Raw genomic sequence first — 12,956 nt, 5'->3', positions numbered from 1 at the left:
TATGGCAAGAAAACAAATCAAGGAAGCGAAAAGAGCATCAGAAGGATTTAATGTCAGGACTGTTACAAAAATCTGGAATGAATTGCCTTCTTCCACTAACCCATATTTAGCCGAAAAATGTCTATGCCACGGCTACGATCAATTGGAACTTATTCAGAATCGTGGTTATGTAGACGTGCTTTATCTTCTTTTTACCGGCGAGTTACCGACCCGAGCGCAAGGAAAGCTTTTAGAAACATTAATGGTTGCGTTGATCAATCTCGGTCCTAGGAATCCTGCCACAAGGGCTGGGATGAATGCAGCTGTGAGCCGTACAAAGCCAGTACATCTTTTGCCAATTTCTCTCTCTGTTTTGAGCGGTAAACACCTTGGGGCTGAAGAGGTTGAGGAGAGTATTCGATTTTTTCGGAAGAATATGAAATTGTCTCCCGATTTGGTTGCCAATACTCTTTTGATGGAAAAAAAGGGTGGTGAGAGTGATGGCGATTGGCATATTGCCCCAGGTTTTGGCTCTCGTTTTGGTGGGATTGATCCTTTAGCTCAAGAAATATCCTTGATATTAAGTAAATTGTCTGCATGTGGCCCTGCTATTAAGTGGGGGAATGATTTTGTTAATGTTTTGAAACCGCATGAAATGGGTTGGTTGAGTACAGGTCTTGCTGGAGCTGTTCTCTGTGACCTCGGTTTGCCTCCAAGGGCGGGGGGCGGGTTGTATCAAATTATGTGTGCACCTGGATTATTAGCTCATAGCCTGGAGATGTTGAACAAACCTATCTCCAGCATGCCTTTTCTGGATGAAAAAAATTACGTTATTGATGAAGCCGCCGGGAAATAACATGGGAGTTGATACCTCTTTCTGGGATAGCCTTCGGGGTCGAATACTCACTAAGAGGGGCGGCTGGATAATTGGCGAGGCTGTTTATAATTGCGGCTATTCCATGTTGGATGATCTGGTGGGAAGCACAACGTTTTTTCAGGTTCTAATCCTTAATGTTACTGGTCGTTTGCCTGAGCGTAGGATTGCAGACTGGTTTGAGGCACTCTTTATTTGCCTGAGCTGGCCTGATGCCCGAGTGTGGTGTAATCAGATCGGCAGTTTAGCTGGAACACTACGCTGTTCACCAGTTGCTGCGGTTTGCAGTGGGACTCTTGCATCTGATTCAAATATGTATGGGCCGGGCACACTTTTAGCGGCAACAAATTTTATATCAGAGGCCCTGGAAATGCACAAGAATGGCCTCTCAGCTGAGGAGATTATAAGTAAACATCAACGTCGTCCGACTTCTCCTCCAAACATCGTTGGGTATGGGCGTCCCGTGGCTAAAGGAGATGAGCGCGTCGCGGCAATGTTACGAACTGCAAAGCAATTAGACTTCGGCAAAGGAGATCATCTTAAACTTGCACTCGAACTTGAGGCAGTCATTGGTGAAAAATTCAACGAAAGTATGAACTTAGCTGGATACCTTACGGCTTTTCTTTGTGATTTAGGCTTTAATGCTACAGAAATATATCGAATATCTAGCATGATGGTGAATTCCGGTGTTCATGCCTGTTATGCCGAGGCGGCTGACAACCCTCCTGAGGCATTTTTCCCGCTGCAATGCAATGATATTGATTACCAGGGTATTGCGCCAAGACCACTTCCCGCAAGAGAGTAAGAAAGGGAACTTTGATGAAAAAGTTACATGGCCGAATAGCCCTGGTCACAGGAAGTTCAAGCGGGATCGGCAAGGGAATCGCCCTTCACCTTGCCAGTCTTGGCGCCCGCGTGGCAATTACCAGTCGCACATTGGCCTCGGCGGAAAGGGTAGCGGAGGAAATAGTTAAGTGCGGGGGACAAGCCTTTCCGTGCTGTTTTGATATCGACAACCAATCAACAATTGCGCCTTTGCTCGCACTGATTGACGAAAGGCATGGCGGGCTGGATATCCTGGTCAATAATGCACTGAGCAGGCCTTCAATTGTGCCCATGCCTTTACAGGATATGGCCTACGCGCAGTTGCAAGCCGGGATTAACGCCAATCTGACCAACACGCTTGAACTCACTGTTCGCGCCTTCCCATATTTAAAGGTTTCAAAGGGGATTGTCGTCAATATCGGTTCGGCCGCCGCCAGCCGTCATATGCTTGGCTTGCCCCTGTACAGTGTAATTAAGGGAGCCTTGGGACAGGCGACCATGCGCAAAGATTTGGAAAGGAAGAGTCGGCCAAACTCATGGCTGGTTTCGGGCAATATCATCCCCTCGGTCGGGTGGGCAGGGCAGAGGATATTGCCGAACTTGCCGGATTTATGGTATCTGATCAGGCCTCCTGGATGACAGGGGCGGTTGTCGATCTTGACGGGGGGTACGCCCAGCAGGGAGTGGCATTTCCCTCTGCCGATTAAAGTATCCGCTGCGAAGCTAAGATTATGATTCGCTTTTTTTTAAGATAAAGTCAAAATCCCTGGTGATCATTTCTTCTGTCAGCCCGAACTCCTTGAGGTCCATGACTTGATGTTTCCTTTGATATTTTTTCTGGCTGCCGGCCCTTTGAGTCACCTGCTGCCGGAGATGGTCATCAAATTCGATTCCTGTAAAATCGACAATTTTTTGTACTGCTCCTGTCAGATCTGAAATCAGCAGATCGTAGGGCAACACCATAACCCGATCTGAGGGGAGTTTATTGTTTTTTTGCAGTGTGTCAAAGTAGCGGTAGAGATCGATGATGGCCTGGTAACGCCGTTGGTAATAGCGCTGCAGGATCTCCTCCGGCACCGGCTCTATTCCCCAGCGGAACTTGATGGAGTTGTGTAGAAGGGAGAGGTAGGATGGCACCACATGATAGGGGCTGCGCAGGATGTAAATAAATTTGGCATCCGGGTAAAACTCCAGCATGGTCTTAAGCCGGTGGGTTGAAAAGTGGGTCTGGGCAATGATCTGCTGCTTGCTGGTGTAATGGATTTGCCGCTTGAAGCAGCCGTCCAGAAAGCGCATGGACTTCATCCTGTATTCGTAAGGTTGCTGGTCATTATAACGAAGTTCCGGATACTCCCGGTCATCAAAGCCAAGGATGCCGATGGGGATAAACTGGGTGTCGTAGGTATGCAGGAAGAGCATCTCTTCTTCGTCGGTCTTCTCCAGGGCCATCTGGTGGCCGGTCCAGTCCGGCATGATTTCGCTTTTCCCTTTTTTTACCAGTGAGTTAACCAGGGGCTTAAGCAGGACTCGGGCGCAAAGCGCCGGAAAGAGCAGGTGCCAGGCCTTAAAGGCCACTGTGTTTTTTCCAGAGGTGAGCAGGTGGTGGAGGAAGGTGGTGCCGCTTCTGGGATGGCCGATGATAAAGATGGGCCGGACAACCTTTTTCTTTTGGAAATCAGGGAAAAAAATGTTGTCCAGGGCTAGACAAGTAAAGGCAATACTTCTTAAGAAGAATTCACCGATTAAGTGGGCAAAAAAAACCTTGCCAAGACCATAGATCTTCCAGCTGGTGATAACTGATCGATAATAAAACGTAAACATAATAACTGCTCCTTTGTGGTAGAGCATCTCAATAGCATGTGCTGTGAAAAAAACTGGGGGGGAAATGATGAAAAACTATTTACCAGCTGCTGGTAGTTATGTGAAGATAAATGTGGGAAAAAGGAAAATTACCACAAAGGAGAGGCATTCGTGAATACTGCAGACTTAATGATCAAGTTGTTGGGTGATTTCGGGGTCAAATATATCTTTGGGGTTCCGGGTGGGGCCATTGAAGACCTTAATGTGGCCCTCTATGAAAATACGGCGGGTATTAAACCAATTATCGCCAAGCATGAGCAGGGTGCGGCCTTTATGGCCGACGGCTTTGCCAGGATTTCCGGCAGACTTGGTGTTTGTACCGCGACGGCCGGGCCGGGTGCCGCGAATTTGATCAACGGCCTGGCTTCATCCTCCGCCGACTACGTTCCGGTGTTGGCCCTTACCGGCCAGGTTGCCATCTCGGTCTTTGGAAAGGGGGCGATCCAGGAGTCCGGTGCGGAAGGTGTGAATATTACCAATATTTTTCGAAATTTTACCAAGTACAGCGGCATGCTGATTACCGAGAGCCGGGCTCAGTATATGCTGCAAAAGGCGGTACGTCTGGCCATGACCGGCCCGACCGGGCCGACCCACCTGAATCTGCCCACTGATTTAATGAAAAAAGATGTTACCGACCAGGGGATTTGTACCCTTCTGTCTACAACCAGGCTCTTTGATGAGGAAGCGGTCCGAAAGGCGGCCCAATTGTTGGTTAAGGCCAAACGACCGGTTATTATTGCCGGGTGGGGTGTTGTAATGTCAAGGGCCGCCTATGAACTCCTTGAATTGGCCCAACTCCTTCAGGTGCCGGTGGCTACCTCACCAAAGGCCAAAGGGGTATTCCCTGAAAACCACCCTCTTTCCCTTGGAGTGCTCGGTTTTGCCGGAAACCCGGTGGCAAAAGAGTATATTACCGGAGAAGATATTGATGTTCTCCTGGGGGTTGGTACCAGTTTTAGCGAGATGATGACCAGTGGATGGGATGAGCGGATCGGCCCAGCTGACCATCTTATCCACATTGATATCGATCCTGAGAAAATTGGTCGGAATTACTGTGCCTCGGTGGGTCTGGTCGGTGATGCCCGCATGAACCTTAAAGAGCTCAGCAAGGCCATTGTGGATGAACGATCGGCCAGGAGTACGGCACGGTCATCTGAGAATGTGGCAGGGAACCTTGCTAAAATCAAGGCGAGGCACTCCATCGTTAAGGAGGATATCAGTACCAGAGAAAATCTCTACCATCCCAAGCGCTTAGTTATGGAACTGCAGCACTATTGCCCCGCCGACACCATCTATTTTGCCGATATCGGCACTACCATGGCCTGGGCCATCCGCCACATGGTCATTTGTAAGCCCTACTCTTTTTTTGTCTCGTTGGGATTTGGTTCAATGGGGTATGCCGTTGCGGCGCCGGTTGGCGCTAAACTCGCGGTGCCAGACCGGACGGTGGTGGCTATGGTGGGTGACGGCTCGTTTCTGATGAATGGGTTTGAGGTGGCCACCGCAGTTGAGCATAAGGTGCCGGTTATTTGGGTGGTTTTTAATAATGCCATGTTGGGGATGGTGTATCATGGGCGTCGGCTCTTTAAAAAGCCGATACCGGAAGGATTGCCGTCCCGTTTTACACGGGTGGATTTCGTAAAGGTAGCGGAAGGGCTCGGAGCAAGAGGCATTCGGATTGATATGGACAATCCCCTGAGCCAGGAATTGATTGATGATATTATTGCTTGCGGTAGACCAACGGTCTTGGATGTGTGGATTGATGATCTGGTTGTGCCGCCTATTCACAGCAGAATTGCCACAGTTGATAAACATTTTGGGTAGTGAATCTATGGGGAGGATGCACGGAATGAAAACACTTGTTGTTGAAGATGAGTCGATTTGTCGTGAATTGTTGAAGGATGTGATGTCAGGTTACGGGACCACCCATGAGGCAATGAATGGTGTGGAAGCGGTGGATAAATTTCAAGAAGCTCTGTTTCGGCAGGAACCATATGACTTGATTTGTCTCGATATTATGATGCCTGAACTTGGCGGTCAAGAGACCTTAACGAAGATTCGCGAAATTGAGGTGAGTACCGGCATTGCCGCCGCTGATCGGGTCAAGGTGGTTATGATAACGGCACTGGCCGACAGCGGCAATATTGTTGATGCATACGGGAGAGGGGCATGTAACGCCTATTTGACTAAACCGGTCACTACCGGCGTACTTCAAGGCCAGCTTCGGGAACTTGGTTTGTTGGCGTAGGGCGAGGAGAGCAAGCTTCTTTCTTTGCGGACAGACTTTGAGCGCTCTTTTGGGGACTACTCGTCAAAAATCGTGGTGGCCATATTAAGGGTGAGTTGATCTATTTGGACACCAATTTTGCCGATGGTTTTGATGTTGATGGCAATATTAGTACCCAAGGGTGGCATCACCCCTATTTCTTTCACATTCTGGCTGCCGAGCAGAATGTTTCGTGCCAGTGAGGCGGCCTGACTGGCGATGTCTCTTGACTCCGTGTTAACCGAGATGGATAATCCCTGTTTTACAATATTTTCCGACTGACCAAGGCAGATTAACCGATCCTTGATGCATTTTTCCGCCAGCCATGCCATGTTTTCAAGGCTGAATGTGATCGGATCATTAAGGACCCAGAAGGCATCAAGCTGCCAACGGATCTTTTTGTAGGCCGTTTGGAAGGCCTCGGGACGGTCGATGGGAATTGCCACAAGCTCCACGCCAAGGACCCGTGCTTTCTGCCTGGCGTCGGCAATAATCTGGCTTGAGTTCTCTTCACTGTAGATAACCCCAATCCGTTTGATTTTTGGCATGATCGTGGTCAGGTTGACAAACTGGGTGCCGGGTGCGACTTCGGCGGCAATGCCGGCAACATTGTCCTGACCCTCAAGGAGATGGTACTGTTGCCAGTTGAGAACCATTGAGAAAATGACCTTGATCTCCGGCGTATCCTTTGTCCACAGTTTTGCGACATAGGCAGCTTTGGCCCCCAAGGCAAAAATCAGACTGGGCTTATCGGCGAAGAGTTCTTTCTTGAGGTCTGGGTTTTTTTTCACATCACCCTGCAGATTATAGATATGCACAGGAAGCCCCACCTCAGAAGCAAAGGCGGCTGCTGTCTCGGCATAGATATCCTCAGAGCTGCTGAGAAGGACAGCAATAGAGGTCTGCTCTTTTGCCCCGGAAGGAACGACAAAGAGCCAAAACAGGAGGATGATTGCCACCCTAATTATAATATTCTTGCCAGCCATCGAATTGTAATATGTCCATGATTGCGACTGCTTTCTTATTACTTCCTAAAAAGAGCTTTTTCATCTCTTCTACTTTTTCTAGCGTTATTGTTCCTTTTCTATAACACAATACCGGCAGGGATATTGGGATGGTTTCTGTCAAGGTCCGAACTGATTCCGAAATTATTGGATTGACCTTGCCAATACTTGCTAAATTCTCTTCACTCACCAGAGCCATGTCGACCTGGCCCAGGACCAGCGCGAAAAGTGCATCTGAATCCTTGGGGGTCACGATGATGTTAACATCATTGACGTTTATGTGGTGCTGGGCAAGAAGCAGCTTGCCCAGACCTGAATAGCCATCGGTTCCCAGAAAGGTCATGGCGATGGTCCTTTTTGAAAGGGTTGAGAGCGTGGTGTCCGAGTTTTTAGATGTGAGTAATAATTTCCGGTAGGAGGTGGTGCCATTACGGGTTGGGATGAGGAGAGGGATAAATTGCATCTTTTCCCGGTTCTCCTCAAAATACCACTGGGGCAACAGAACAAAATTTGGTGGCACAACCTTGCTGAGACGATCAAAATCACTAAAACGGGCAAAAGGGGTAAACGAGAAGGCGAAATTTGCCTCTTTGAGGAAAGAATCCATCTCTACCTTTAAGCGGGACATATTACTTTGGGGAGAGTCAGGATTGAAGTAATAGAATTTTTCCCCACGGTCTGCAAAGCCGTGTCTTAGGTCACCTGAGCTGCCGACCAGGAAGACAAGCAGACCAAGAATAATTGCAAAAGCAAGGAGTGGGAGGCGATTTGTCATGATACGCAGGGGTAATGCTTGACGCGAGATGATTATTCCTCTCCATCCTACAAACACCTTAACCTTGCCTGTAGTGGAGGTTTCGTCAAAATAACAGTAGCTGCAACTTAGTTCTTTTTACTAACTCTGTCAATTGAGGTGCGCCTAAAAAAACAATTATTGCTTCCAGTCGAGGATGTCTCGGACCTTTGCGGCAAAGTCGCGGGTACTGAAAGGTTTTTGGATAAAACTGGTGTTTGAAGAGCTCAACAGATGCTGTGGGGCAATGTCTTTGGGGTAGCCACTGAAAAAAAGTACTGGCAGGTCAGGACTCCTTTCTCTAAGGGTTGCCGCCAGGTCTCCACCGTTTTGCAGGGGCATAATCACATCAGAGACGAGAAGATCGATGTTGCCATCGGCAGAATCAAATTCTGTCAGTGCCGAAATACCGTTGTCGGCGCATAAAACCAGATACCCTAGTTCCTGTAAAACGGCTACAGCCAGACGCTGAACGGTCGGGTCATCCTCAACGACCAGGATGGTTTCTGTGCCGCCAACGACAGCTGGACTTATTGCCTCAGGCGCCTTTTGTCGAGGCCCATCCTGTGAGCGGGGCAGATAGAGGTTAAATGTTGTTCCCTGGTTGGGGGTGCTGTCGATAACAATATGGCCATCAAATTCATGGATGGCACCATACACCGTCGCCAGACCCAGACCCGTGCCCTTTCCCACCTCCTTGGTGGTGTAAAATGGTTCAAAAATCTTTTCAAGGATCTCCGATTCTATGCCCGACCCTGTATCACGAACAGCAAGGACCACATAATCACCGCAAAAAGTACTCTTGTTGGTGTCCGTTATCATCTGGTCAGGTGGGATTGAAACGTTGGCGGTGCTCACGACAATTGTACCGTTGCCATGGATTGCATCGCGGGCGTTGACCACCAGATTGATCAGAACTTGCTCTATCTGTCCCTTGTCAACAAAGACCGGCCAGGAGTGCTCCGTCAATGTAAATTGGAGATCAATGTCTTCTCTGATCATTCTTGAGAGCATTTTAGTGCACTCCTGAATAACAGTATTCAGCTCAAGAATGGCAGGGGTAAAATTCTTTTTTCGGCTGAAGATCAGGATCTGGCTGATAAGGTCTGCGGCTTTGCTGGCACTTTGGGAAATAGTTTTTAAGCCATTGAACAAGGGGGTGTCCGGTGGAACGTCAATAAGGCTCATCTCGGCATAGCCCAGGATGGGAGTGAGGAGGTTGTTCATGTCATGGGCAATACCGCCGGCCAAGGTGCCAAGGGCTTCCATCTTCTGGGCCTGCCTGAACTGTTCTTCAAGACTTTTTTTCTCGGCAAGGATCCTGTTGCGCTCGCTAACATTGCGGTCAATCCCCCTGAATCCTGTGAGTTGGCCCTGTTCATCGATGATTGGGGTGGCGCTTGATTCGATATGCACCTCGGAACCGTCTCGGTTCTGCCAGCAGTGGCCCTGTGCTCCTGCCAGAAAATCAAAGTCTACTAACCCTTGTTCAAAGGATTTTCGGTAGCCCTCGGCCCTGTTCTGCGGCAGTAATTTTGTATAAAATGGTTGTCCCATCAACTCGTCAGGCCGGAAACCGTAAATCCTTTCGCAGGCCGGAGAACAATAGATGTACTTTCCCTGAATGTCCATTTCCCAGACAAAATCAGGAGTTGTTTCAACTAAGCAGCGGAACCGGGTTTCAGACTCGCTCAGGGCGGCCCTGGCTATTTCCTCCATATGACCGAGCCGCCATTTTTCACTTAAAGAGAGGGCCAGTTGGAAAAGCTCTTCCGGGTCGAAGGGCTTGCGTAAGAAAAGCAACTTTTCCGGCGCCCCTACCGTTCTGACAATCTCTTCCCGTGAACGGTCTGTATAGGCCGTGACAATAACAATTTCGACATTGGGGTCGAACTGCCTGATGCGGGCGGCAGTCTCCATCCCGTCCCAGCCGGGAGGCATCCTGATATCGATGAAGGCTACAGAATAAGGGCTGCCGCAGGCGGCAGCCTCTTTCAGCATTGTATAGCCATTTTGGCCCTGGGAGGCGTAACTAAGTTCAAAGTGAGGTTGGTGTGGGGACTCTGGGCCAGGAGTGTTTATCCCTTCTGTCAACAGGGCGGCAAGTTGCTTGCCGGTGGAAGTTTCTGGGAGACTCCGGTATTCAAGAACCTTTTTATAGGCCTTCCATATCTCTTGGTCATCGTCAATGACAAGTATCTTTTGATTTGTGTCAACCATGGTGTTCCAATATTGAATGTTTCGTGTTGCTTTGGCTGACAGCCTTCAACCTGAAGGCCCCATCAACCTGAATAGATACATTTTTTTTGTATCACAAAATACCCTCTGGGGAAAGGGGTTCTTTATGACTCTTCGGTAATGGCTGGAAGTTTTACCACAAATTTAGCCCCTTGTCCCTTTCCAGTACTGTAGGCGGAGAGGGTGCCATTGTGAGCAATGAGAAAATTGGCGCAAGAATGAAGACCGAACCCGGACCCTGTTACCTTTGTCGTGTACCCGAACTGAAACAATTTTTTCTCTTCTTCCTGGTCAAAGCCGAAGCCCGTGTCACTGACCGACAACACAACCTGGGCCGGGGAGCCATGTTGCAAGGCTGTTGCAATTGAGAGTTTTCTCTCTGAAAGATCCGGGCTATCCATGGCTTCATAACCATTCTTAATCAGGTTGATGACGATTTGAATCATCTTGGCTTGTTCAATTCGTACTGGTGGAATTTCGGCAAGTTGAACGTCAAGTGTTATGGCACGGTGGGTCAACGAATCAGCCAACATTGTCAGGGCATCATTGACAACCCGGTTCAGGTTTATCCTCTCTTCTTCCCCTATAAGGCGGGCATATCTCATCTGCAGGCAGATTATTCCTTCTATATGTTCATGCTTTGTACAAATTTTATTCAATTCTATGATTGCCTGGTCATATTCTTCTATAATTCCTTTGGGCAGGAGTTTGATAATTGTTAGCAATCGCTGTTTATCTTCAGCGGAGAGTTGACCCGGGTGTTCGAGTGCGGCATGAATTTTTTCGAATGCCTTGGGCAGATTGGTCCGAATAGCGGAGTCTCGCAGACGGCGTTGCAGCAAAGCGGCGTCAACCTTAGCAGGGGTGATGGCATTGCCGATATTATGGAGGACGCCAACCGCCATCTCAGCCATACCGGCCTCATGGGCTTGCTGCAGGAGTTCACTTTGGGCTTCACGTAACTCTCTGGTTCTCTCGCTGACCTTGTGCTCTAAGGACCGGTTGTAGTTGTCGAGCTCCTCCAGGGAAACCCGCAACCGGCGCGTCATGTCATTAAATACCTCGGAAAAACTGACAAATTCGCGGCAAAACATTTTTTCCCTGGAAATTTCATGGGTCAAATCGCCTTCAGCCACCTGGTAGGCGCCATTACTCAGGGTCTTGGTTGAACGAATTAAAAAACGGCTAAAAAAAGAGGTCACCATGAGACCGAAAATAATGAAGATGAAGGTGATTATGATAAATGATTTTTTGAACTGAGACATCTTCTGGTCCCATTCAGTCTGGGTTTTTTTAATTTCATCTTCCAGTTCTTTCAAGGAAAGGCCGCAGCGCAGGATGCCGGTCACTTCATTGCCGCTATGGACCGGCATCACAATCTCTAAGACGGGAATGGGTTGGTTGTTTTGTTTTGCAGAGCCTGTAATGCTTTTGTATGTCAAATTATTTTGATTGGAGTGGGCAGAATTAAAAGGCATAAAATCATTTTGGAGAATGGCTTGTGCCTGGAGGGAGAGGCTATCACTCATGACTGTGCCGATCATATTTCGCTGATTATGGGCAATGATCTCTCCTTTGTTGTTTGCGACCATGACATAAACAAGTCCCGGGTTGTTGCTTACTTCCGCATGGAGCAGGTCGTTTAAAAAAGTATAGTCATAGCCAGCCAGGGCCTCTTCAGTGCTCAGAGCCAGACTGCGGGTGGTGGCGATGCCGTAATGCCGGAGGTTCTCTTGCATGAGGTGGATAGTTCGCTCAAGTTGGCTGTCTCGAAAGGTCGATACCTGATAGAAAAAAAAGATGCTGATGGTGGGAAAAAGAAGACAGAGGAGAGTCAAGTTTACGGAAGAGAAATAGATGGTGATGCTTGGACGCCACGGAGTTGGGCTGGGGCTGGATGATGTAGGTGACAATTCTTCCCTCATGAAGACTTCAGGTAGATTAGACTAATGACTTGATGGGCAACCCGCCAATATTACAAAGGATATGCAAAACCAGACATTTTCGCAAGCAGAAGGAATTTATGGCCTGATAAATATGTAAGTCATGCATGATGTAGGTTGAAATAGACGGACAATAGCTTATTTTGTTAATTTTCAATTCTTCCAGACAAACTGCTTATGGAACAGCGTAACTTTGATGATTTTTAAGAGCAGAACATCAAATCTTAACTCAGAAGACTGATAATTTTAGTCCAGCATTATGATTGCTTCCCTCCGTTTTTCCGGCATTCCGTACAAAATATCCGAATATACGTAATTTCCCCGTAAAATCAGCAAATCAACAGCCACTAGTATTGTCAGTTTATATCCCTGCTTATGCATTACTTTTTAGCTAATAATTAGTTTTTTGCCTGTGCCGGTATGAAAATTGCGTTATTAACGTAGTTGTATGTTCAGTCAAATTAGCATCTTCGCTTATGAAGGCCGTAAGACATCTTGAAAATAGATAATTTTAAGATAAACAGTAGAAATATTAAACAAGGGAAAAGGAGAAGAAATGAATAAGAAACTTTTAGTAGGATTGGCAACTGGGTTATTCCTGGTTGGCATTGCTGGTGTTGCTAGTGCAACATTACTATTTGAGGATGATTTCGAATCAGGATTAACTAATTGGAATGAAACTCATGGACAAATTGTAACTGAATCAAATGGTAATAAAGCCCTGAGTTTTAGTTCGACTTATAGTGCTGGTGATGCCTTCACGATGTCTAGTTTTATTGATGTTGTTGTGCCTGGTACCTTCACGCTCGAATTTGACTATTTTTCACCTGTTGGTTCATCAACCAATGGCGGGGGGTTTGTCGGAATTGACCCTGACGGTATTAGAAATAATGGTACCCACACATGGCTACTTGGCACTAATAATTACCCAGGGGTAACTAACTTGCCAATTTCTAATGGCAATTGGGTTGCCGTTTCGCACACTTTTTCCACTAATTATAGCCAGATACATTTGATGATTGAAGATTTCAGGGCTCCAGCTGGTGATGCATTATTTGACAACCTGGGCCGGGGAGCCATGTTGCAAGGCTGTTGCAATTGAGAGTTTTCTCTCTGAAAGATCCGGGCTATCCATGGCTTCATAACCATTCTTAATCAGGTTGATGACGATTTG

At 47.7% G+C, this 12,956-nt stretch carries 11 protein-coding genes; 6 read left to right on the top strand and 5 right to left on the bottom strand.

Features of this window, described 5'->3' with window-relative positions:
* The first annotated feature begins 1 nt into the window (after window position 1).
* The 3 genes from HQK80_06440 (at window position 2) to HQK80_06430 (ending at window position 2,385) form a co-directional block, all read left to right on the top strand.
* Window positions 2–835, top strand: coding sequence for a citrate synthase (locus tag HQK80_06440; GenBank protein MBF0221853.1), 834 nt, complete (start codon window positions 2–4; stop codon window positions 833–835).
* Window positions 795–1,658 carry a hypothetical protein gene (locus HQK80_06435; protein ID MBF0221852.1) on the top strand — a complete coding sequence of 288 codons (864 nt, stop codon included), beginning with the start codon at window positions 795–797 and terminating at the stop codon, window positions 1,656–1,658. The genes HQK80_06440 and HQK80_06435 overlap by 41 nt, the downstream gene beginning before the upstream one ends.
* A gap of 556 nt (window positions 1,659–2,214) precedes the next feature.
* Complete coding sequence (locus tag HQK80_06430; GenBank protein MBF0221851.1) at window positions 2,215–2,385, top strand: SDR family oxidoreductase; 171 nt, start codon at window positions 2,215–2,217, stop codon at window positions 2,383–2,385.
* A 22-nt stretch (window positions 2,386–2,407) separates the two neighbouring features.
* On the opposite strand, the gene HQK80_06425 is transcribed toward HQK80_06430, so the two are convergent.
* Complete coding sequence (locus HQK80_06425; protein MBF0221850.1) at window positions 2,408–3,499, bottom strand: sulfotransferase; 1,092 nt, start codon at window positions 3,497–3,499, stop codon at window positions 2,408–2,410.
* A gap of 150 nt (window positions 3,500–3,649) precedes the next feature.
* Here HQK80_06425 and HQK80_06420 point away from each other — a divergent pair, with 150 nt between their 5' ends.
* Together HQK80_06420 and HQK80_06415 are read left to right on the top strand one after the other, a co-directional pair.
* Window positions 3,650–5,362 carry a thiamine pyrophosphate-binding protein gene (locus HQK80_06420; GenBank protein ID MBF0221849.1) on the top strand — a complete coding sequence of 571 codons (1,713 nt, stop codon included), beginning with the start codon at window positions 3,650–3,652 and terminating at the stop codon, window positions 5,360–5,362.
* 25 nt (window positions 5,363–5,387) lie between these two features.
* Window positions 5,388–5,786: a response regulator gene (locus tag HQK80_06415; GenBank protein ID MBF0221848.1), complete on the top strand. Its 399-nt coding sequence runs from the start codon at window positions 5,388–5,390 to the stop codon at window positions 5,784–5,786.
* 56 nt (window positions 5,787–5,842) lie between these two features.
* Here HQK80_06415 and HQK80_06410 read toward each other — a convergent pair whose 3' ends face one another.
* From HQK80_06410 to HQK80_06395, 4 genes are all read right to left on the bottom strand, one after another.
* A complete protein-coding gene (locus HQK80_06410) occupies window positions 5,843–6,790 on the bottom strand; it encodes a hypothetical protein (protein ID MBF0221847.1) in 948 nt (315 codons plus the stop codon).
* The gene (locus HQK80_06405; GenBank protein MBF0221846.1) at window positions 6,765–7,583 is read right to left on the bottom strand and encodes a PhnD/SsuA/transferrin family substrate-binding protein; all 819 of its coding nucleotides are present in this window, start codon (window positions 7,581–7,583) and stop codon (window positions 6,765–6,767) included. Before HQK80_06405 ends, HQK80_06410 begins: the two co-directional genes overlap by 26 nt.
* Window positions 7,584–7,739: 156 nt before the next feature.
* Window positions 7,740–9,821, bottom strand: a complete 2,082-nt coding sequence (locus HQK80_06400) for a response regulator (protein ID MBF0221845.1) — start codon at window positions 9,819–9,821, stop codon at window positions 7,740–7,742.
* Window positions 9,822–9,943: 122 nt separating this feature from the next.
* The gene (locus tag HQK80_06395) at window positions 9,944–11,752 is read right to left on the bottom strand and encodes a hypothetical protein (GenBank protein ID MBF0221844.1); all 1,809 of its coding nucleotides are present in this window, start codon (window positions 11,750–11,752) and stop codon (window positions 9,944–9,946) included.
* A gap of 586 nt (window positions 11,753–12,338) precedes the next feature.
* Here HQK80_06395 and HQK80_06390 point away from each other — a divergent pair.
* Window positions 12,339–12,884, top strand: coding sequence for a hypothetical protein (locus HQK80_06390; GenBank protein MBF0221843.1), 546 nt, complete (start codon window positions 12,339–12,341; stop codon window positions 12,882–12,884).
* The last annotated feature ends 72 nt before the right edge of the window (window positions 12,885–12,956 follow it).

It is taken from the genome of Desulfobulbaceae bacterium (assembly GCA_015231515.1).
Lineage (GTDB): Bacteria > Desulfobacterota > Desulfobulbia > Desulfobulbales > VMSU01 > JADGBM01.
This window is presented reverse-complemented; position numbering and strand designations above follow the sequence as displayed.

Bases quoted from the DNA above. Each gene is read 5' to 3' on its own strand.
- HQK80_06435 (MBF0221852.1), top strand. From the start codon at position 795: ATGAAAAAAATTACGTTATTGATGAAGCCGCCGGGAAATAACATGGGA.
- HQK80_06390 (MBF0221843.1), top strand. From the start codon at position 12,339: ATGAATAAGAAACTTTTAGTAGGATTGGCAACTGGGTTATTCCTGGTT.
- HQK80_06400 (MBF0221845.1), bottom strand. From the start codon at position 9,821: ATGGTTGACACAAATCAAAAGATACTTGTCATTGACGATGACCAAGAG.
- HQK80_06440 (MBF0221853.1), top strand. From the start codon at position 2: ATGGCAAGAAAACAAATCAAGGAAGCGAAAAGAGCATCAGAAGGATTT.
- HQK80_06430 (MBF0221851.1), top strand. From the start codon at position 2,215: ATGGCTGGTTTCGGGCAATATCATCCCCTCGGTCGGGTGGGCAGGGCA.
- HQK80_06425 (MBF0221850.1), bottom strand. From the start codon at position 3,499: ATGTTTACGTTTTATTATCGATCAGTTATCACCAGCTGGAAGATCTAT.
- HQK80_06405 (MBF0221846.1), bottom strand. From the start codon at position 7,583: ATGACAAATCGCCTCCCACTCCTTGCTTTTGCAATTATTCTTGGTCTG.
- HQK80_06410 (MBF0221847.1), bottom strand. From the start codon at position 6,790: ATGGCTGGCAAGAATATTATAATTAGGGTGGCAATCATCCTCCTGTTT.
- HQK80_06415 (MBF0221848.1), top strand. From the start codon at position 5,388: ATGAAAACACTTGTTGTTGAAGATGAGTCGATTTGTCGTGAATTGTTG.